The sequence below is a fragment of the Prevotella denticola genome, assembly GCF_900454835.1.
In the GTDB taxonomy this organism is placed as follows: Bacteria; Bacteroidota; Bacteroidia; order Bacteroidales; family Bacteroidaceae; genus Prevotella; species Prevotella denticola.
Window position 1 is genome coordinate 996,715 of record NZ_UGTM01000001.1, and the last position, 21,833, is coordinate 1,018,547.

At 48.2% G+C, this 21,833-nt stretch carries 17 protein-coding genes and 1 pseudogene; 16 read left to right on the forward strand and 2 right to left on the reverse strand.

Annotation, left to right across the window (positions count from 1 at the left end; translation table 11 throughout):
• Positions 1–348: 348 nt before the first annotated feature.
• The 9 genes and pseudogenes from DYH27_RS04270 (at position 349) to DYH27_RS04310 (ending at position 9,819) form a co-directional block, all read left to right on the forward strand.
• Positions 349–1,704, forward strand: a complete 1,356-nt coding sequence (locus tag DYH27_RS04270) for an MATE family efflux transporter (protein ID WP_029755012.1) — start codon at positions 349–351, stop codon at positions 1,702–1,704.
• A gap of 34 nt (positions 1,705–1,738) precedes the next feature.
• Positions 1,739–2,362 (forward strand): cytidylate kinase-like family protein, encoded by a 624-nt coding sequence (locus DYH27_RS04275; protein WP_025068079.1) that lies wholly within the window; start codon positions 1,739–1,741, stop codon positions 2,360–2,362.
• Entirely contained in the window at positions 2,359–2,877 is a 519-nt protein-coding gene (locus DYH27_RS04280) for a metallophosphoesterase family protein (RefSeq protein ID WP_025068080.1), read from the forward strand. The genes DYH27_RS04275 and DYH27_RS04280 overlap by 4 nt, the downstream gene beginning before the upstream one ends.
• A gap of 289 nt (positions 2,878–3,166) precedes the next feature.
• Entirely contained in the window at positions 3,167–4,321 is a 1,155-nt protein-coding gene (rfbB, locus tag DYH27_RS04285; protein WP_013671313.1) for a dTDP-glucose 4,6-dehydratase, read from the forward strand.
• A gap of 171 nt (positions 4,322–4,492) precedes the next feature.
• Complete coding sequence (purT, locus tag DYH27_RS04290) at positions 4,493–5,674, forward strand: formate-dependent phosphoribosylglycinamide formyltransferase (protein WP_025068081.1); 1,182 nt, start codon at positions 4,493–4,495, stop codon at positions 5,672–5,674.
• A gap of 29 nt (positions 5,675–5,703) precedes the next feature.
• A pseudogene (locus tag DYH27_RS04295) lies at positions 5,704–6,122 on the forward strand (sugar 3,4-ketoisomerase).
• A 119-nt stretch (positions 6,123–6,241) separates the two neighbouring features.
• Entirely contained in the window at positions 6,242–7,228 is a 987-nt protein-coding gene (locus DYH27_RS04300; RefSeq protein WP_025068083.1) for a GNAT family N-acetyltransferase, read from the forward strand.
• Between the two features lies 1 nt (position 7,229).
• Entirely contained in the window at positions 7,230–8,327 is a 1,098-nt protein-coding gene (locus DYH27_RS04305; protein ID WP_025068084.1) for a DegT/DnrJ/EryC1/StrS family aminotransferase, read from the forward strand.
• A gap of 19 nt (positions 8,328–8,346) precedes the next feature.
• Positions 8,347–9,819, forward strand: a complete 1,473-nt coding sequence (locus DYH27_RS04310; protein WP_025068085.1) for a glycoside hydrolase family 125 protein — start codon at positions 8,347–8,349, stop codon at positions 9,817–9,819.
• A 496-nt stretch (positions 9,820–10,315) separates the two neighbouring features.
• Here the strand turns inward: DYH27_RS04310 and DYH27_RS04315 are convergent, their stop codons facing one another.
• Both DYH27_RS04315 and DYH27_RS04320 read right to left on the reverse strand, forming a co-directional pair.
• The gene (locus DYH27_RS04315; RefSeq protein ID WP_025068086.1) at positions 10,316–12,307 is read right to left on the reverse strand and encodes a dipeptidyl-peptidase 3 family protein; all 1,992 of its coding nucleotides are present in this window, start codon (positions 12,305–12,307) and stop codon (positions 10,316–10,318) included.
• A gap of 26 nt (positions 12,308–12,333) precedes the next feature.
• A complete protein-coding gene (locus tag DYH27_RS04320; RefSeq protein ID WP_025068087.1) occupies positions 12,334–12,792 on the reverse strand; it encodes a helix-turn-helix domain-containing protein in 459 nt (152 codons plus the stop codon).
• A gap of 376 nt (positions 12,793–13,168) precedes the next feature.
• Here DYH27_RS04320 and hcp point away from each other — a divergent pair, with 376 nt between their 5' ends.
• The 7 genes from hcp (at position 13,169) to DYH27_RS04350 (ending at position 21,539) form a co-directional block, all read left to right on the forward strand.
• Positions 13,169–14,821 carry a hydroxylamine reductase gene (gene hcp, locus DYH27_RS04325; RefSeq protein ID WP_025068088.1) on the forward strand — a complete coding sequence of 551 codons (1,653 nt, stop codon included), beginning with the start codon at positions 13,169–13,171 and terminating at the stop codon, positions 14,819–14,821.
• Positions 14,822–15,108: 287 nt separating this feature from the next.
• Positions 15,109–15,231 carry a hypothetical protein gene (locus DYH27_RS13650; protein ID WP_262510582.1) on the forward strand — a complete coding sequence of 41 codons (123 nt, stop codon included), beginning with the start codon at positions 15,109–15,111 and terminating at the stop codon, positions 15,229–15,231.
• 245 nt (positions 15,232–15,476) lie between these two features.
• Positions 15,477–16,568, forward strand: coding sequence for a GDP-mannose 4,6-dehydratase (gmd, locus tag DYH27_RS04330; RefSeq protein ID WP_029216599.1), 1,092 nt, complete (start codon positions 15,477–15,479; stop codon positions 16,566–16,568).
• Between the two features lie 310 nt (positions 16,569–16,878).
• A complete protein-coding gene (locus DYH27_RS04335; RefSeq protein ID WP_029216600.1) occupies positions 16,879–18,081 on the forward strand; it encodes a GDP-L-fucose synthase family protein in 1,203 nt (400 codons plus the stop codon).
• 131 nt (positions 18,082–18,212) lie between these two features.
• Positions 18,213–20,327 carry a prolyl oligopeptidase family serine peptidase gene (locus DYH27_RS04340; RefSeq protein ID WP_029216601.1) on the forward strand — a complete coding sequence of 705 codons (2,115 nt, stop codon included), beginning with the start codon at positions 18,213–18,215 and terminating at the stop codon, positions 20,325–20,327.
• A gap of 135 nt (positions 20,328–20,462) precedes the next feature.
• Positions 20,463–21,245 carry a YaaA family protein gene (locus DYH27_RS04345; RefSeq protein ID WP_025068092.1) on the forward strand — a complete coding sequence of 261 codons (783 nt, stop codon included), beginning with the start codon at positions 20,463–20,465 and terminating at the stop codon, positions 21,243–21,245.
• Positions 21,246–21,314: 69 nt separating this feature from the next.
• Complete coding sequence (locus DYH27_RS04350) at positions 21,315–21,539, forward strand: hypothetical protein (protein WP_025068093.1); 225 nt, start codon at positions 21,315–21,317, stop codon at positions 21,537–21,539.
• Positions 21,540–21,833: the final 294 nt, after the last annotated feature.

Sequence of the window (21,833 nt, forward strand, 5' to 3'; positions counted from 1 at the left end):
TTCTCAGGTCAGTCATAATAAGGAAACACGGAAAGCATCACATATACGTTGGATTCTGGACGGTGTATAAATTCACCGTGCAATTTCTGCATCAGGGAAAACGTCTGGTACCCCTGTTCCCGACCGGTCGGGAACAGGGGTACCAGATGCTGGGAACAACTGTCCCAGGCCTCGGGAACAGCAGTCCCATGTACCGGGATGAAATATGAATGTACACATGAAAACTGCGGAGAAGCATCAGACAGTGGAAAATATGGTCATAATCCGACGTTTCTCAGCTTTTTTTCGTACTTTTGCAAGCATGGTATGAGGACAGTTCCCATACACTCACGGAAAAGCTGGAACTTAATGGATAATAAGAAGGCAACGCTGGAACTGGGCACCAAGCCCGTCGGGAAATTGCTGGTGCAATATGCACTGCCGGCAATCATCGCCATGACGGCAGCTTCGCTCTACAATATCATCGACCGGGTCTTCATCGGACAGGTAGTAGGTCCGATGGCCATATCGGGGCTTGCCATCACCTTTCCGTTCATGAACCTTGCCAGTGCCTTCGGTGCGGCGGTCGGTGTGGGTGCCTCAACGGCCATCAGCGTCAAATTAGGACAACGCGACTATGAAAGTGCCGAGAATATCCTCGGCAATACCGTGACGCTGAACCTTATCATCGGAACTTCGTTCAGTCTGATCTGCCTCCTGTTCCTCAACCCGATTCTGCGCTTCTTCGGGGCAAGCGATGCCACGCTCCCCTACGCACGCAGTTTCATGGAGATCATCCTGGCAGGCAATGCCATCTCGCATATGTATTTCGGCATGAACGCCGTCCTTCGGGCAGCTTCCAAGCCGCGCCAGGCGATGATGGCAACCATCTTCACCGTGGTGATGAACATTCTGCTGGATGTCGTCTTCATCTGGTGGTGGCACTGGGGCATCCGGGGGGCAGCATCGGCCACGGTCATTTCACAGGTACTGGCACTCTGCTGGCAGATGAAGCAGTTTGCCAACCAGAAAGAGCTGCTCCATCTCAAGCGCGGCATCTACCGGCTGAAAAGCCATTTAGTAGAGAATATCATCGCCATCGGCATCTCCCCTTTCCTGATGAATGTATGTGCCTGTGTCGTTGTCATCTTCATCAACAACCAGCTGGTAAGATACGGTGGGGACATGGCTGTCGGTGCTTACGGAATTGCCAACAGCATTGCAATGATTTTCGTGATGTTCGTTATCGGACTGAATCAGGGCATGCAGCCGATAGCCGGCTACAACTATGGGGCGCAGCAGACCGACCGCCTGATGCGCGTGGTGAAGCTGTCCATTCTCGCAGCGACAGGCATCATGGTAACAGGATGGCTGCTGGCACATCTTGCCCCTTATTACTGTGCCCGTATGTTCACGACAGACAATGAACTGATACGACAGGCTATCAAGGCTATACGAATCAACATGATGATGTTCCCGTTCATCGGCTTCCAGATGGTAGTGACCAATTTCTTCCAGTGTATCGGGAAAGTGAAAATCAGCATCTTCCTTTCCCTCTCCCGACAGCTGCTGTTCCTTATTCCGCTGCTTGCTGTACTTCCCCGTTTCTTCGGACTGGACGGTGTATGGGCCTCCCTTCCGTCGAGCGACTTTACGGCCTCACTCGTTGCAGCCATCATCATGTCCGTCTATCTGCGGCGGCTGGTACGTCAGTCAAAGCAGTAACAAGATATTCAACCATAAAACCATAACCTGAAAGATGGAAAGAAAACTGATCATTACCGTAGGCAGACAAATCGGAAGCGGCGGCCGGGTTATCGCCAGAATGCTGGCGGAAGAATTCGGATGCCAGTTCTACGACCGTGAGATACTCAACCTTGCAGCCAAGGAGAGTGGATTTTCGGAAAAGTTCTTCGAACAGAACGATGAGCAGAAAGGGTTTCTGAAGACCCACTTCCACATACATCTCCCTCTCCTGGCAGACAATGATTTCTACAAAAACAATTTTTCTCAGGAAAGTCTTTACCAGTTCCAGAGCGATGCCATCCGTGAGGTGGCCGGGACAACCCCACGCTGTGTGTTCGTCGGAAGAACAGCCGATTACGTGCTGCGTGACAATCCCGACACGGTGAATGTCTTTATTACTGCCCCGATGGCCATCCGAATCGCCAATGTCCGTGAACGGCGAGGATGTACGGAAGAGGAGGCGAGGAAGGTCATCGAGAGCGGCGAAAGCGAGCGTGCCAGATACTACAACTACTACACGGCCAAGACCTGGGGCGCCGCCGAGAGCTACGACCTGTGTATAGATGCCGGCATCCTGGGACCGGAGGGAACAAAAGAACTGATTGGCGAGTTTATCAGAAAGAAAATCCAGCAATGAAGCGAATCGGCATAATTTCTGACACCCATGGCTATTGGGACGACAAATATGAATACTACCTCGGTGGATGCGACGAGATATGGCATGCCGGCGACATCGGTTCGATGGAGGTGGCAGACCGGTTCGAGGCTATGAAACCTCGCTTCCGTGCCGTCTGCGGCAACATCGACGACTATGACCTGCGTGCCCGTTATCGTGATATTCTGCGCTTCAAGTGTGAAGATGTTGATGTCCTGCTGAAACATATCGGCGGATACCCCGGACGTTATGACCGCTCGGTACAGGGGATGCTCTATGCGTCTCCCCCCGACCTGTTTGTCGACGGACATTCGCACATCCTCAAAATACAGTTCGACAAGACGTTGAATCTGCTGCACATCAATCCTGGAGCCGCCGGTATGCACGGATGGCACAAGGAACGTACATTGGTAAGACTGACCATCGAGGGCAATAAATTCACCGACTGCGAGGTTATTACATTAGGTGACAGGCTGTCAGGCCCGCAGACAACATAAAACAACAGACGACATGAAAATTTTCTTTATCTACGCCTGGCAGTTTATTGCTTATGCAGTTTCCTATGTTGCGATAACGTGGGCGATGAACGCATTATTCCGTACCTCAGCCTGCCCACCCGCCCTGTCGGAAAGGCTACTTACAAGGTGTGTTTTTCGCCATATTCATGACTGCAATAAACATGGTAGAATTCTGCTTTCGCAGATACAGGGACAAGAGAAGACGGCAGATCAGAGCAGAATACGACGAGATTCAAGACAGGAAAAAACAAACATATAATAATTAGTTATGAAAACCTATTTAGTAACAGGAGCTGCCGGATTCATCGGCGCCAACTACATCAAGTACCTGCTTCATAAGAAATATCTGGATGACGACATCAAGGTAATCATCCTCGATGCCCTCACCTATGCAGGCAACCTCGGAACCATCAAAGACGATATTGACGATAAGCGGTGCTTCTTCGTGAAGGGAGACATCCGTGACCGTGAACTCATTGACCGTCTGTTTGCAGAAAACGACATCGACTATCTTGTCAATTTCGCTGCAGAGAGCCATGTTGACCGTTCGATTGAAGATCCGCAGCTCTTCCTGTCTGTGAACATCCTCGGAACACAGAACCTCATGGATGCTGCACGCCGTGCGTGGGTGACAGGAAAGGACGGACAGGGCTACCCCACCTGGAAGGCCGGGAAACGTTACCATCAGGTGTCGACCGATGAAGTTTATGGCTCGCTGGGAGCTGAAGGTTATTTCACGGAACAGACACCGCTCAGTCCTCACAGTCCTTATTCTGCCAGCAAGACCAGTGCCGACCATTTCGTAATGGCTTACCGCGATACCTATCACATGCCGGTCAGCATCACCCGATGCTCCAACAACTATGGCCCCTATCATTTCCCGGAGAAGCTGATTCCATTGATCATCAACAACATTCTTGAGGGAAAGAAACTCCCGGTCTATGGTGAAGGGCTGAATGTCAGAGACTGGCTCTACGTTGAAGACCACTGCAAGGCAATAGACATGGTTGTGCGTGAAGGCCGTGAAGGAGAGGTGTACAACGTCGGCGGACACAATGAAATGAAGAACATTGACATCGTCAAGCTTACCATCAAGACCATTCATGACATGATGGAAAAAGACAAGAGCCTGCGCTCAATTCTCCGGAAGCAGGTGAAAGATGCCAATGGCGACATTGATATAGACTGGATCAACAACGATCTCATCACCCATGTGCCCGACCGTCTCGGCCACGATGCACGCTATGCCATTGACCCTGCGAAGATCAAGAACGAGCTGGGATGGTATCCGGAGACCCTATTTGCCGACGGTATCGTGAAGACAATCCGCTGGAATCTGGAACATCAGGACTGGATACAGGACGTGACCTCAGGTGACTACCAGAAATATTACGACAGGATGTATACTAAGAAAGGAAGATAATTAATACAGAGCATAAGAAGGAGACCGAGGAGTGGGCGGGAGTTAAAGACAAAATCCTTATTCCTGCATTCTTCCCGATGGATGGATTTGAGACCGGGACAATGGTTTGTTTTTCTCAGCTCCCCTCACTTTCTCACTCCCTTTTTCTCCTTTAACCTTATACCCCCTCTTATGAAGAAGATTTTGTTATTAGGATCAGGCGAACTGGGCAAGGAGTTTGCTATTGCCGCCAAACGTGCAGGGCAGTATGTCATTGCCTGCGACAGCTACGACAATGCACCGGCCATGCAGGTGGCAGACGAGGCTGAAGTCATCAATATGCTGGACGGTACGGCTCTTGACGCTGTCGTCGGATTTCACGAACCCGACCTTATCATTCCGGAGATTGAGGCCATCCGTACAGAACGGCTGGTAGACTATGAACGACAGGGCATACAGATAGCCCCTTCGGCACGTGCTGTCAACTTCACTATGAACCGCCGTGCAATACGCGACCTGGCCGCAAGCGAATTGGGATTGAGAACTGCAAAGTACTTCTATGCCAAGACCTACGAGGAATTCAAGGAGGCTGCAGACGAAATCGGCTTCCCATGTGTGGTAAAACCTTTGATGAGTTCCAGTGGGCATGGGCAGAGCTATGTTCACAATGACGACGAACTCCAGGAAGCGTTCAAGAATGCCATGGAAGGGGCACGCGGCGATGTAAAAGAAGTCATTATCGAAGAGTTCATCGACTTTGACAGCGAGTTCACCTTGCTTACCGTCACACAGAAGAACGGTCCTACCCTCTTCTGCCCGCCTATAGGCCATGTACAGAAGGGCGGTGACTACCGGGAGAGCTGGCAGCCTTATACCATTTCTGACGAGGCCTTACAACAGGCAGAACATATGGCCGACGAGGTGACGCGTGCGCTGACGGGCTACGGTATATGGGGGGTCGAGTTCTTCCTGACCAGGTCGGGCGAAGTCATCTTCTCGGAGTTGTCTCCCCGTCCGCATGATACAGGTATGGTGACACTGGCGCATACGACCAATTTCAGCGAGTTCGAACTCCATTTCCGTGCTGTGATGGGCCTTCCGATACCTGCCATCCACCTCGAACATGCCGGCTGTTCGGCCGTCATTCTCTCTCCTGTCGAGTCAGGTAAACCTCTGCCCTATAATCTGCTGGATGCCTGCAAGGAAGACCATACACGCCTGCGGATCTTCGGCAAACCGGTTGCACACATAGGCCGACGTATGGGTGTTGCGCTCTGCTATGATGAGATTGGAACCGACATGACCGCACTGCGTGATAAAACGAGACGTATTGCTGCAACCGTATTAGGCACTGATTCATATATGAAGAAGTGAAATATTGAAAGGATGGACTATTGAAATCGATGAATGATGAAGTAACTTCACTGGGGAAGATAATATCATTGCAGAAGGTTGTTGACCCTCGTGGTAACCTGACAGTAGCCCAGGGAATGAAGGACATCCCCTTTCACGTGGCTCGTGTTTATTGGACTTATGATGTCCCATCAGGTACTTCCAGGGGGGACATGCACATAAGCATTGCCGTGAATTCATTATTGCTGTAAGTGGATCATTCACCGTTACACTTGATAATGGGCATGAGAAAGAATCCTTCTTATTGAATCATCCTTATCAAGGATTACTTATTGAGACTGATATATGGCGTACACTCGATGATTTCTCATCGGGTGCCGTATGCCTTGTATTGGCTGAAAAAAACTTTGACGAGGCTGATTACATCCGCAACTATGATGATTTTATCGACTATTTAAGCCATAAGTAGTTATGAGGCAATACTTTTATCCCAGGATCAGCATAAGATTAATGGCCTTGATAGTACTGGTCTTTACGTGCTCGACAGAACCCGGCCTTTATTGAGCCACGTATTAATCTTGATATAGAATGTTTGAAGTAAGGCAATACACTAAAGAACAGGAATTTGAATGGGATGACTTCGTGCAGGAATCGAAGCAGGGGACATTCCTTTTCAATCGTTCTTACATGGATTATCATGCCGACAGGTTTCTTGATTGCTCGTTGATGATCTATCGGGAAGGACGGCTCTATGCCCTTTTACCTGCCAATAGAGTCGGTGCAACAATTTGCTCACATCAGGGACTGACCTATGGAGGACTTATTACAAATACAACTGCAACTGCCGTAGGAGTATGTGAGGCTTTCCTTGAAATCAACAAATTCCTCTATACACATGGAATACGGCGTGTCCTTTATAAATGCATCCCTTGGATCTACCATAAAATACCAGCGGAAGAAGATTTATACGCACTCTTTCACGTCTGTAGAGCGCACCTTAAATATCGGTATATAGCGTCTGCTGTTGATCAGACGAACCCTGTAAAATGGAGAAGAGATAGACGTCATGGTGTTAAAAGTTCCCTAAAAGAGAATCTGATAATCGAACGAAAGAGTGAGAAGTTAAGCCTATTTTGGAATATACTTACAGCAAACTTACGAGAAGTACATCATGCGAAGCCTGTCCATTCACTTGAAGAAATGACCTTGCTACATCGTCGGTTTCCCGACAACACTCCTTTGTATATGGCCAGACAAGACGAGAAATACCTTGCAGGAATCCTTCTTTATACCACACATAACGTCATTCATACACAGTATATATCTGCTACTTCGGAGGGGAAGGAACTTCATGCCATTGATGCCATTTGTTATCAGATTATCAAAGAAGACTATAAAGATGTACACTACTTCGACTTTGGCACTTCAAATGAGGACTCCGGATGTTTTCTCAATGCAGGGTTAATTCAGCAAAAGGAAGGCTTTGGAGGACGGGCTGTATGTTACGACCAATATGAATGGGAAATAACTGAAGATCTACTCACTTCTTCTTGTCTTCCAACAATACGTAAATAAAATGATCGACTACCTATCTCTCAAAGATATAACAGACCTCCACGGCGATGAAATCGCCAATGCCGTTGAGCGTGTCGTGCGTTCCGGATGGTATCTGCAAGGACAGGAAACAAAGCGATTCGAAGCTGATTACGCACAATTCATCGGCTCGGAACACTGCGTGACATGTGGAAATGGGCTCGATGCTCTCTCACTTATCCTCCGTGCCTACATGGACTCAGGACGGTTGAAGACGGGAGATGAGGTTATCGTACCAGCCAATACCTATATTGCCACTATCCTTGCCATTACCGAGAATAAATTGACTCCCATACTGGTTGAACCTGACATCAATACACTACAGCTTAACGATCAACTCATTGAGGCCGCTATAACATCGAAGACACGTGCCATCATGCTCGTACATCTCTATGGGCGATGTGCTTACACACCGCTGATCGGCGAGTTGTGTCAGTTTCACAACCTCCTTCTCATTGAAGACAATGCACAGGCACATGGCTGCTTTTGGGGCAAGAAGCGCACCGGATCCCTCGGTAATGCAGCCGCCCACAGCTTTTATCCGGGCAAGAACCTCGGCGCACTGGGCGATGCGGGAGCCGTAACGACTGATGACGAAGAGTTGGCACAGACAATCCGCAGTATTGCGAACTATGGCTCGGCAAGTAAGTATGAGTTCTCTTTCAAGGGTGTGAATAGCCGTATGGACGAGATTCAAGCAGCTGTTTTGGATGTGAAACTACACTATCTTGATCAAGAGAATAAGCGTAGAAAAGAGATTGCCAAAACTTACCAACAACGTATCAAGAATTCTTTAATCACAATGACTGCCGATGTCGACCGAGACAATGTATATCATATTTTCCCCGTCTTATGTGCCTCCCGTGACCGATTAAAGGTTTATTTAAATGACAAAGGGGTGCGTACAATGATCCACTACCCTATCCCACCACATCAACAAAAGGCTTATACAGAATGGAACCGGCTATCGTTTCCAACCACAGAGACCATCCATCAGCAAGAACTCTCCCTCCCTTGCAACCCGACAATGACTGATGCTGAATGTCAGAAGGTCATTGACTGTATAAATGAATATCAATAGAAAACTAATTATAACAAATATGAAACAGAAAATCTATATCGCAACGGTATGCCTTGCCCTCATTCCTTTTGGCACACAGGCAACCCATGCATCGACTATTGAAAACGCACCGGTCAGTTTGCTTACCTGTCCGGCTGATGCAGTGACGTTCACTTCCAAGCGTCCAAAGGAGACTGATAGACTCTTTAGGTCGGATGCTGTTGAAAAAGAAATACAGCGTATTGTGCGCCAACTAACAAATAAGCGTCTGGCCTGGATGTTTGAGAATTGCTTTCCGAACACGCTTGATACGACCGTACACTATGCTGAGGAAGCAGACGGAACACCTGATACTTTTGTATACACAGGCGATATTGCAGCCATGTGGCTGCGCGATTCCGGGGCACAGGTGTGGCCCTATGTTCAGCTGGCTGACAAGGATAAGAAACTGAAGAAGATGCTGGCAGGCGTCATCAACCGACAGATGAAGTGCATCAACATCGACTCTTACGCCAATGCTTTCAATAAGGAACCGGACCCGAATGGTGGCTGGATGAGCGACGAGACGGATATGAAGCCCGAGCTGCACGAGCGCAAGTATGAGATAGATTCGCTTTGCTACCCTATCCGCCTTGCCTTTGAATACTGGAAAGTGACAGGTGACACGAGTGTCTTTGGTGCAGAATGGCTCAAGGCCGTAGGTAATATTCTCAAGACCTTCCGAGAACAACAGAAGAAAGAGGGAAAGGGTAGCTACAAGTTCCTGCGCGTGACCGACCGTGCATTGGATACAATGAATAATGCAGGATGGGGCGCACCTGTAAAACCTGTAGGCTTGATAGCCTCTGCTTTCCGTCCATCGGATGATGCCACCACACTGCAGTTCCTCGTTCCATCTAACTTTATGGCAGTCTCGTCCCTGCGCAAGGCAGCAGAAATATTGACCAAAGTAAACAAAGAGTATAGACTCGCTTCCCAATGCACTGCCCTCGCCGATGAAGTAAGCGATGCGTTGAAGAAGTTTGCCGTATACAATCACCCGAAGTACGGAAAAATCTATGCCTATGAGGTAGATGGCTTCGGCAATTATTTCCTCATGGACGATGCCAATGTACCCAGCCTGCTCGCCATGCCTTACTTAGGTGACGTGAGTCTTGACGACCCGATATACCAGAATACACGCCGGTACGTATGGAGTGAAGACAACCCTTACTTCTTCCGTGGAAAGGCCGGTGAAGGTATCGGCGGTCCCCATGTAGGCTATGACATGGTATGGCCGATGTCAATCATGATGCGTGCATTCACATCACGTGATGACAATGAAATTCGCCGTTGTATAGAAATGCTGATGACGACGGATGCCGGTACGGGATTCATGCATGAAAGCTTCAATAAGGATGATGCGACAAAATTCACCCGTGACTGGTTTGCCTGGCAGAACACGCTCTTCGGCGAACTAATCGTGCGACTGGTGAATGACGGGAAATTAGACCTGCTCAATAGCATAAAGTAAGAACAAACATCCTTCTGATTATGCGTATGTAAAGTAAAAATGTTTATTAAGTGACAGATACTCCAGTGTTTTTATTTATTTAACATTATATATTTGCAGATATAACAAAATACAGATATCTTTGCAACGTGTTTTTCATGGTATTAGATTATTAAGGTTAGAAGATTACTTGTCGTGAGACAAGTAATCTTTCAGTCCCAGACGAACAGTCTGGGACTTTTTTTTTGCACAAATTTTCAGAAACCATGAACAAGGCAAGCATAGCTCGCAGTGCATTCTCTCCCGTCAGCTGAAGCCTTTTCTGTTTTTTGTAAAAGGTCATTGCGACAATTCTCTGGATTTTTTCGTTTCAGACTCATGGATTGCCTACATCTTTACTGCCAGAAAGACAGATATGGACAGCTTCGGTCTCTCCTCCTATCTATCTGCACAGTCTTGCTATGGAGATATACCGAGAGGATGTATAACCATGTCTTCAGAAAAGGAGAATCATATTTTAAAGCGTCTGGTACTCGCGGGAATAACGAAGCATTTGTTCCGTATATGTCTCTGTGTAATCCACCGTGATATCGCAGATTTTCCCCACCTTGTCATATACCGGTGTGAGCACCGGGTTGACAAATCCCTTGTAGGGAGCAATATCCAGATGCCTGTATCTGCGAAGCATCTCTTCATGGAGACCAGAGTCAAGATGAATAGCATATGTTTCAACCAGCTTCCGCGCTGCTTCAAAGTCACCCTCGCTTTTGATACGCTGTATCTCTGCCAGCTCGTATGCGAAGATTCGACGCAGTGCCGCATAATCATTGATGCGGACATAAGTCTTCCACTCCCTTGACTTTTCCTCTTCACGGGAGACCAGCTCGACAACATCTGAATCCGCTCCCAAGGCCATTGCCCACCGTGCGACAAGCGCACGGTTCTGCATATGCGCTTCCTCTATCTGCTTGTCAGGCTTTATCCGCACCTGCTGGGTAAGCAGGCCGTTCATCATATAACCGTAATACTGTGCCTTGTATGCTTCAGGACTGTCAAGCAGACCGAGTTCCAGCAATTTGTCATCAGCAATATAATATAGTCCGAAGAGATCCGCACGCGCCTCTTCGATGGTATTGCCATAATTCTTCAATGCGTCCGGATCCGTTCCCGGCAGCAGCCGTCCACTGCCATGTCCCAGACACTCATGCAGGTCAGTGTGCAGATCATCGGTCTTGTCGGAAAAGCGTTCCATCAGCTTGATCGTCTCATCATCTATGACGAACTCTTCACGGAATCCGTTTCCCTTGGCAGACATATTATATGCATGTGTAAGATTAGAAATGGTAACACTCTTTGAACCATGCTCTGAACGAATCCAGTCAGCATTCGGCAGATTTATTCCAATGGCTGAAGCAGGGTATTCGTCTCCCCCCAGCATAGCTGCACAAACCACATTTGCAGAGACACCCCTCACCTTCGGCTTACGGAAAAGGGGATTGACCGGAGAATGGTCTTCAAACCACTGTGCGTTGGCCGAAATGGCCTTCGTACGCCTGGTGGCATCAAGGTCTTTGTATTCAACGATTCCCTCCCAGGAGCCTTTCAGCCCCATCGGATCGCCATACACCTCAATAAAGCCGTTGACAAAGTCGATATGTCCGTCCTGCTCATGCAGCCACTCTATGGAGTACGCATCAAAATCATGAAGGTCTCCCGTTTCATAATATCGAATCAACAGACCGATTACGTCTCTCTGCCGCTTGTTCTCCGCAAACTCCTTTGCACGGTCAAGCCAATGCACAATCTTCCTGATGGCGGGACCATATCTGCCATCGGCTTTCCATACCTCTTCACGGACTATGTTTCCTTCCTTGACGAGTGTAGAATTCAATCCATAAGAGGGTGTTCCGACCGTCGGGCCGTTCTTTTTCAGCTTGGTATAGAAATCTTCAACCTCATGCTGGTTCACCCCTTCATAGAAATTGCATGCAGACGACAGCACGATATCTTTGCCATCGGCCTTGTCAACCCGCTTGGGAAGAACAGCAGGATCAAAGATGACTGGACACAGCTCATCCAACAGGGCTTCAACCGTTTCTTCCTCTTCAAGAGGCAGCGACCTGACATCCACAGCCATCACTGTACTGCGGAAGAAATCTTCAGAAAACAAAGGCACAAACTTGTCGCAGGCATAATGATGGTAAATTCCACTGGAAAACCATACCTGTTTCAGATACTGCTCCAGAGCACAGAAATCATCTTCCTGCCGGTTTCCCTGATAGCTATTATAAACAGCCTCCAGCGTCTTTCGGATGCGGAGGTTGTATTTGCCAAACTGATCGAATGTGATATCACGTCCAAATAGCGTTGCCTTCGAGAGGCAGTAAATCAATTGCTTCTGCCGGATGTCCAGTTCGCTGAACCCCGGAAGCCGATAACGCAACAGCTGTATATCGGCAAATCGTTCATCCTGAAAGCTAAAAGTTTCTTCTTCTGTTGATTCAATCATAGATGTTTTTATAACTTGCTCCTTGTTTAATCCCTTAAGCGTTTCTTTGAACGCGGCTCATCGGCGGGGAGCTGTGCCCGATGATGGATTCTGTAGTCACGCGGCGTGACCCCGTTGATGCGGTAGAAAGATGCATAGAACGACTGCCTGTTGGCAAAGCCTACCATATCGCTGATTTCTTCCATATTCAGCTCCTGATACCGCTTATCCACCAGAAGTGCCATCGCCTCCTCTATACGGAACTTGTTCACGAACGACGTATAGTTCATGTGGAATCGGACATTAACTACAGCCGAAATGTAGCGCGTGTTAGTTCCTAAGTCCTCAGCAAGCTGCTTGGCAGAATAGTTCTTGTCTTTGTAACGTTGCTGGATAAGGATGATATTAAGGATCTTTTCCTTCAGTTCATCCATAAGTTGCGGACTGACCAAACTACGGTAAGCGGCTACCTTTTCTTTTTTCTCTGTTAAATTGTACTTAGCCATAACCCGAGGATTTTTAGTTACCATTTCTGTTATTACTTTGCAAATATAATATATTTAATTAAGACTGTCAAGTTTATAGCAGGTTTTTTAATATCTATTAGTTATTAAATTTCGCTAAAAAAAACATACAAACGAATATGCTTTCATGCAAAAAGTTTACAATTCCCATCCTGACTTCTTCATTGTATAAGGTATTTCCGATTTATAATTTTCTTTTTCTTTTTACACTGTTCAAGTCATATACGCCATGTATTTCACAGGCTATTTTGTTGTTTTTTAACTATCTGATGTCACAAATGTTACCTTTTCAACTTTTTTTAATCGATAACTTTGCATCCATGATTACATTTTGAAACAAAAATACAGAACCAAAAACATGAAAGAGAACAAGATGTTCTGTTTCCAATGTCAGGAAACAGCAAAAGGAACCGGATGCACAATTCAGGGCGTATGCGGCAAGAAAGCAGAGACAAGCCGCTGGCAAGATCTGTTACTTAGTGTTGTAAGAGGTGTTGCCACAGTTACGGATGCACTCCGCAATGCAGGTATAGAGACCGACCAGGAGGTGGGTGACTATCTCGTTGATGCACTCTTCGCAACTATAACCAACGCCAACTTCGACGACCAGGCCATATTAAATAAGGTGGACAAGGGTGTAAGCCTCAAGCGCGACCTGCTGTCACTTGCCTGCGAGAATCATGTTGCACTGCCGGATTACCGGGAGGTAAAATGGGGCGGAGAAAAGGCAGACTACGAGACAGAAGGCAACCGTGAAGGTGTTCTCCGCACAGGGAATGAGGATATCCGCTCACTGAAAGAGCTGACCGTACTGGGTCTGAAAGGCATGGCTGCTTACTATGAGCACGCCTCACGCCTCCATGAACGCAACGAAGAAATCATTGCTTTCATGGAAAAAGCACTTTCCACCGTCACCGATCCGTCTGCGGACATGGACACCTTACTTTCGACTGTCATGGAAACAGGACGGTTCGGTGTTGATGCCATGGCATTGCTCGACAAGGCCAATACACAGGCCTATGGAAATCCGGAACTGACAAAGGTGAATATCGGTACAGGAAGCCGTCCGGGCATTCTTATTTCCGGCCACGATCTGAAAGACATCGAGCAGCTGCTTGAACAGACCGAAGGGACAGGCATTGATGTCTACACCCACGGCGAGATGCTCCCCGCCCACTATTATCCACAACTGAAGAAGTACAAGCATCTCGTAGGAAACTACGGAAACGCGTGGTGGAAGCAGAAAGAAGAGTTCGAGACCTTCAACGGCCCTATTGTCTTTACAACCAACTGTATCGTTCCCCCCTCACCGAAAGCGAGCTACAGGGACCGTGTCTTCACGACGAATGCTACGGGTTTCCCGGGATGGAAGCATATCGTGGCAGACGAAAGCGGACACAAGGACTTCTCTGAGGTGATTGAGATTGCCAAGACCTGTAAGGCACCGACAGCCATTGAGCAGGGCGAGATTATCGGTGGGTTTGCCCATGCCCAGGTATTCGCCCTCGCCGACAAAGTCGTCGAGGCTGTCAAGAGCGGTGCGATCCGCAAGTTCATCGCAATGAGCGGCTGCGACGGACGGATGAAGAGCCGTGATTATTACACGGAGTTCGCTTCGCGGCTGCCGAAAGACACGGTAATCCTGACCAGCGGCTGCGCCAAGTTCAAATACAACAAACTGAACCTCGGCGATATCAACGGCATTCCGCGCGTTCTGGATGCCGGTCAGTGCAACGACTCCTATTCGTGGGCGGTAGTGGCTTTGAAACTGAAGGAAATCTTCGGTGCAAACGACATCAACGACCTGCCGATCGAATTCAACATCGCATGGTACGAGCAGAAGGCCGTCATCGTTCTCCTTGCCCTGCTACACCTTGGAATCAAGAATATCCATATCGGGCCTACGCTGCCGGCTTTCGTTTCGCCTAACGTACTGAAAGTCCTGACTGAAAACTTCGGCCTCAGTGGCATTACCACTGTCGAAGAAGACCTTAAGAATATGGCAGGATAAGAAACTACCTCTAACCGCTAAGAAATGTAAATGCAAAGCCTCCCCCTCGTGGGAAGGCTTTCTTTTTGTAAAGAAAGTTCGCGCTCTTCCATTCTATGAGTTCTTACGTTCCTGCTCCGATATAAGGTCAAGGAAGGGACTGAGATGGATTGGTGAAATACAGAGTGAACAATGATTTTTCACTCCCATAACTCCCTCATAAACAACCACATAAAATCCATGTGCAAAAGAGGCTTAGTTGTACGTCGATTAGGCATCAATTGGCACCCAAGTAAGCACTGCTTGCGATGTTGGAAGGCGTTATCTGGGATGCAGGTGACGTACAGTTACGATACAGGCTGACTACGAACATTCCTTCGGCGTGTATCATGACAAAGGGGAAACAATGGTTCAAAGGCGATGAAAAGTAAAGTTTTTTGCTTCTCTTTTCATGTTCAACAGCACATATTTACGTCTTCAAGAAGCAACTTGAAACGGTCTGCCTGGAACGCAGGAAAATACCCACAGGGATTTCCGGAATCCGCTACAAACCTTCGATTCCTGCTTAATTTTAAACGGACGCGAAAGAATATCCTCTTCGAAAACTTTGATTATAAATTATAATTTGTATCTTTGTGCAATCATTAGAAGAAAAAACAATTTCAAGAGATATACGATGAAGAAAACAGCTCTTATCACAGGCATAACCGGACAGGACGGCTCCTATCTGGCGGAGTTGCTGCTTGAAAAGGGGTACGATGTGCATGGAACCATCCGCCGCTCGTCCGTGGATTTTCGCGAGCGTATTGCCCATCTCGAGGGACGGCCACATTTCCATCTGCACTATGCAGACCTCAGCGACTCTATGAGTATCCTCGGGGTAATCGGCAAGGTGCGTCCCGACGAAATCTACAACCTTGCCGCACAGAGTCACGTACAGGTCAGCTTTGATTCTCCGGAATTTACGGCTGATGTCGATGCAGTGGGCGTACTGCGCATCCTGGAGGCTGTCCGCCAGTTAGGGATGGCGGCGACCTGCCGTATCTACCAGGCCTCTACATCCGAACTGTATGGCAAGGTAGAGGAGGTTCCGCAGAACGAGAATACGCCGTTCCATCCTTACAGTCCATACGCTGTTGCCAAGCAGTACGGCTTCTGGATCGTGAGAGAATACCGAGAGGCATACAATATGTACTGCTGCTCGGGCATCCTCTTCAACCATGAGAGCGAACGACGCGGCGAAACATTCGTCACCCGGAAGATTACACTTGCCGCTGCACGCATCAAACAGGGCAAGCAGGACAAGCTCTACCTGGGCAATCTCAGTTCGCTCCGTGACTGGGGATATGCCAAGGATTACGTGGAATGTATGTGGCTGATCCTCCAGCAGGACAAGCCGGAAGACTTCGTCATTGCGACAGGCGTCCAGCACAGCGTACGGGAATTCTGCTACCATGCTTTCAAGCGGGTCGGCATCGAACTTGAGTTTACAGGTGAAGGCATGGAGGAAAAGGGTATCGACAAGGCAACTGGTAATGTACTCATCGAGGTAAGCCCCGACTTCTACCGTCCTACCGATGTGGTCAATCTTTGGGGAGACCCCACGAAGGCGAAAGCGAAACTGGGTTGGAATCCGAACAGCACCAGTTTCGAAGAGCTTGTCAACCTGATGGTAGACAGCGATATGGCCAAGGTGGCATCCGACGGTGCGGCAGAAAAGGTCAGGACCAATCTGGAAGAGTATCTGGAGAAAGGCATTGTGAAATAAAAAAGTTTTTCCCTACCTTATCTCTGTGCAGGAACCGCAACAGAAAAAGAGGACCCCCTGTTGCATCAGCAGGGGTGAGACAGGAAGACTTCCGTGTGAATACGATGCACAGACGAAAAGCAGAAGAATAAAGTTAAAAAGGAGAAATATAAAAAATGGTTGCCATTCCCCACCAGAAGGGATGACAACCAGTCTATATGCGAAACGCAACCTGCTAATTCACAATATAATATAACAAAGAATAACACCTTTCGGACATTCCGTCAGGAACTATCTTCCTACAGAAGGGGACGGAGGTGGTCTTCTGATTATGGACAAGAACAGTAAAATATACATAGCCGGACACCACGGCCTGGTCGGATCGGCAATATGGCACAACCTCGTCCAGCGAGGATATACAAACCTCATCGGACGAAGTCACAAGGAACTGGATTTAACCGACCAGCGGGCCGTCAAGCGTTTTTTCGATGAGGAGAAGCCTGATGCCGTCGTCCTTGCCGCAGCCTTCGTGGGAGGCATTATGGCAAACTCCCTGTACCGAGCGGACTTCATCATGCAGAACATGAAGATTCAGTGCAACGTCATTGAGCAAAGTTACCTGCATGGTGTGGAGAAACTCCTCTTCCTCGGCAGTACCTGCATTTATCCGAAAAAAGCACCGCAGCCCATGAGCGAGGACGCACTCCTGACTTCTCCGCTGGAATACACCAATGAGGAGTATGCTATCGCCAAAATTGCCGGACTGAAGATGTGCGAAAGTTACAACCTCCAGTATGGGACCAATTACATAGCCGTCATGCCGACCAACCTCTATGGACCGAACGACAATTTCCATCTGGAGAATTCTCATGTCATGCCGGCCATGATGCGCAAGATTTATCTTGCTAAACTCATTCATGAAAACAACTGGGATGCCATCTGTAATGATATGGACAAGCGTCCCATCAACCCGACGGACAGACTGAGCACTGAAATCGGGGAAGGAAATGTCGATGGAAAAAATACAAAAGACCGTATCTTGAAGGCCCTTTCCTTCTACGGAATCGAGAACAACAAGGTAACGCTGTGGGGTGACGGAAGTCCGTTACGGGAGTTCCTCTGGAGCGAGGACATGGCGGATGCCAGTGTCTACGTACTGTTGAATGTAGACTTCAAAGATATTATAGGCATCGAGAAATATTCAAGTGTCTTCTATGGCGCCAGAATTGACGGAGCAGTAGACCGCAACAATTCTGAAGGGCGCGGTGGAGCTATTCCCGCACTTGGAGAGATCCGCAACTGCCATATCAACGTCGGTACCGGCAAGGAACTGACCATAAAAGAACTGGCAGAACTTGTAAAGAAGACTGTTCACTTCGAGGGCGACATCATCTGGGATGCAGGAAAGCCAAACGGTACTCCACGGAAACTTATCAATGTAGACAAGTTGCACCGTCTTGGATGGACACACAAAGTGGAGATCGAAACTGGTGTAGAGAAACTCTATGCATGGTATCAGAAAAGCTTGAAATAAGAAGGAGGCCAGGCTGGTGGAGTTCCGTTTTATAGTCAGTTCCATCAGTCAGGCCATTTGATTCGGGATTGCTTTTCTCCCATAACAACATAAAAAGCCCTGACGATTCATTTATTTTAACCTTTAACAACATGAAGAAACAAGTATTACTGACCGCAGCCGTATTGACCGCAACAAGCATGACTGCACAGAAGCTGAAGTATCCGAAAGCTCCGAAAGACGGGACCATAGACACTTACTTCGGTGTCCAGGTGGCCGACCCATACCGTCCCTTGGAGAATGACAGTTCCAAGGCAACCGCCGAATGGGTGGCTGCAGAGAACAAGGTGACACAGGACTATCTTGCCCGCATTCCATTCCGTGGGAAACTTCTGAAACGCATGAAAGAACTGGCAAACTACGAAAAAGTATCTTCCCCTTCTTTCATCAAGGCTATTGGCAAATGGCTTTTCTATAAGAACAACGGCCTGCAGAACCAGAGTGTACTTTATATAATGGACCGTCTCGGCGACGAAAAGAATGCACGCATATTTCTCAATCCCAATCAGCTGTCAACCGATGGTACCGTAGCACTGAAGGGCATTTACTTTTCTCATAACGGGAAATATGCGGCTTATGCCATCTCCCGAAGCGGAAGCGACTGGCAGGAATTCTACGTGATGGATGCCAAGACCGGCAAGCTGCTCGACGACCATATCAACTGGGCAAAATTCTCAAGTGCAGCATGGCAGGGTGACGGGTTCTACTACAGCGCATACGATGCGCCGCAGAAAGGACACGAGTTCAGTAATGTAAACTCCGTCCAGAAGATTTACTATCACAGAATCGGCACGCCGCAGTCAGAGGATATTCTCTTCTATCAGAATCCCGCCAACCCAATGCGTTTCTATTCTGTCTACGTGAACGAGGATGAGACGATGATGTTCCTTTATGAGAGCGGTGCAGGTTCCGGCAATCGTGTCTATGTACGCGACTTGCGACAACCAGACAGCCAGTTCATCCAGATGACATCGAACCTCGACCTGCAATACAGCCTGATAGAGACCATCGGGGACAAGATGTATTTCCTCACGAATGACGGTGCACCGAAGAACCGACTGATGGTGGCTGACCTCAGACATCCTGGATTCAGCGACTGGAAAACCCTCATTCCGGAGTCCAAGGATATGCTTGAAGGAGTTACCTTTGCTGACGGAAAGATGATACTCAATTACATGAAGGATGCGTCCAATCATGCCTACGTCTATTCCATGGACGGGAAACAGCTTTCCGAAATCAAGCTGCCGACAGTAGGCAGTGCCGCTTTCTACGGCGACAAAGACCGAAAAGAGATCTTCTACTCATTCTCCTCATTCACTGTTCCGACAAGCAATTACCAGTACGATTTTTCCACAGGCACCAGCAAGGTTTACTCTGCACCAAAGGTCAAATTCAGGGAGTCCGATTATGTCAGCGAGCAGGTCTTCTACCCCAGTAAAGACGGAACCAGAATACCACTCTTCATTACCTACAAGAAAGGATTGAAGCGAAACGGAAAGAACCCGGTATACCTCTATGCCTACGGTGGCTTCAACATCGCCATGCCTCCTTACTTCTCTTCCAACCGTATTCCATTCCTCGAGAACGGTGGTATCTATGCACAGGCCTGCCTGCGTGGCGGAAGCGAATATGGAGAAGAATGGCACATTGCCGGCACAAAGATGCAGAAGCAGAACGTCTTTGACGACTTCATCGCCGCCGGAGAATGGCTCATCCGGAACAAATACACGAGCAAGGACTATCTCGCCATTGTCGGCGGCTCTAACGGCGGACTGCTTATAGGTGCCTGCATGACCCAGCGTCCCGACCTCTTCAAGGTTTGTATTCCAGAGGTCGGTGTCATGGATATGCTGCGTTATCATAAGTTCACCATCGGCTGGAACTGGGCACCGGACTATGGTACAAGTGCCGACTCAAAAGAGATGTTCGAGTATCTCCGTGCCTATTCCCCACTCCACAACCTTCGCCCAGGCACTCATTATCCGGCCACAATGATTACGACAGCCGACCATGACGACCGTGTCGTACCAGCCCACTCATTTAAGTTTGCCGCCACCCTGCAGGCTGACAATGCTGCCGATACACCTATCATCATCCGCATTGACACCAAAGCCGGTCATGGAAGCGGGAAGCCGCTGTCGAAACAGCTGGAAGAACACGCCGATATCTATGGTTTCATTCTGTACAACATGGGCTTGAAATACTAAAGAAGCCAGTAGGATAGTCCAGGAGTCAATGGAGCTTTCTCAACGAGCCCTTCACAGCATTCTGCTATTAGTCAGGGGGACGCTCCATTGTCTCCTATTGCTCCATGACATTAAATACTTATAATTGTCATAAGAATGCAGATACTGTTAGCATCAGCAAAGATAATGGTCAGTACCACAGAAGTACCGACTCCCACCACCCACCTGCCTCGTTTCCACAAGGAAGCGGGGCAGCTGGCATTAGAGATGGGCGGTCTCTCCGTGGAAGTGCTTGCTGGAGAACTCCACTGCAGCAAGAAGATTGCACTGGAGAACAAACTGCGTTATCAAGACTTTTTCTGCGAGGAAAGACTGCTGCCGGCCCTCCTCGCTTATTATGGGCAGGCTTATAAATGTCTGAAAGCACAGGATTACAGTCTGGATGACTTTTGCTTTGCCGACCAGCATCTCTGGATAACAAGTTTTCTATACGGGCTGCTCAGGCCTTTAGACCTCATCCACCCTTATCGTCTGGAGGGGAAATCCCGTCTCCGGTCAGCTGGAGGGAAAAATATGTTCTCCTATTGGAGACCCCGTCTTACGGATATGCTCATCGAATCCGTGAAGGCTGATGACGGCATACTTGTACATCTGGCAACTGAAGAGTTCCAGCATTTATTCGACTGGAAACGGCTGCAGAAGGAGATACATATTATTCAGCCACACTTCATGGTCGACCAGGGAAGCCGGCTAAAGGCTGTCAGCGTATACGCCAAGAGCTGTCGTGGTGCCATGACAAGTTACATCCTCCGCAACCGGATTACATCGCCTGACTGCCTGTCAGACTTTACATACGAAGGCTTCATTTATCAACACGACTATGGAAACGAAACGCATCCGCACTTTATCCTAAATGCCCGGGAATGCGGTCGCCCATAAAAGCGTACCCGACAGCATACGGCATAGCTTGTCATAGGACCACAACATTAATACAAAACAATGTAAATTATGTCAATAGAAGAATATCGCCAGCAAATCCTTACATCCTTGCTTTCCAGAACAAACGCTAAGGGAGAACTGTCTTTTGACGAATCATCTGCCAAGGAACTCCTTAATCAGTTATCAGACGAAGAACTCGAAGAAGGTATCCTTTTCAACACACCTGAAGATGTGGCTGACGTGCTGGCTGAAACAGAAGACTATAGGATTACAGGCTCGTGTACTGCTATGTAAATAAGGTTCTCCGTTAAATTCATAGAGCAGGAAATGAAACAGAGGTTTATAACATCCGGCAAATGCCGGCAGCATCTATCTGTAGTAAGCGGACCCGAATAAATATCAGTGCTTGCCTGGTAAACATTTCCCATGTAAGTCAGTAATCACTATCTTACAATATGAACAGTAACAGGGACGAACCAGGCTTCCCTGCAGATGTGTTGAGGCCTGCCACGCATTGTGTTGACGGTAAACACCGGTCGTGTTGATGCCCCACTCCATGCAATATATTGCCGGAACGGAATCAGCTTG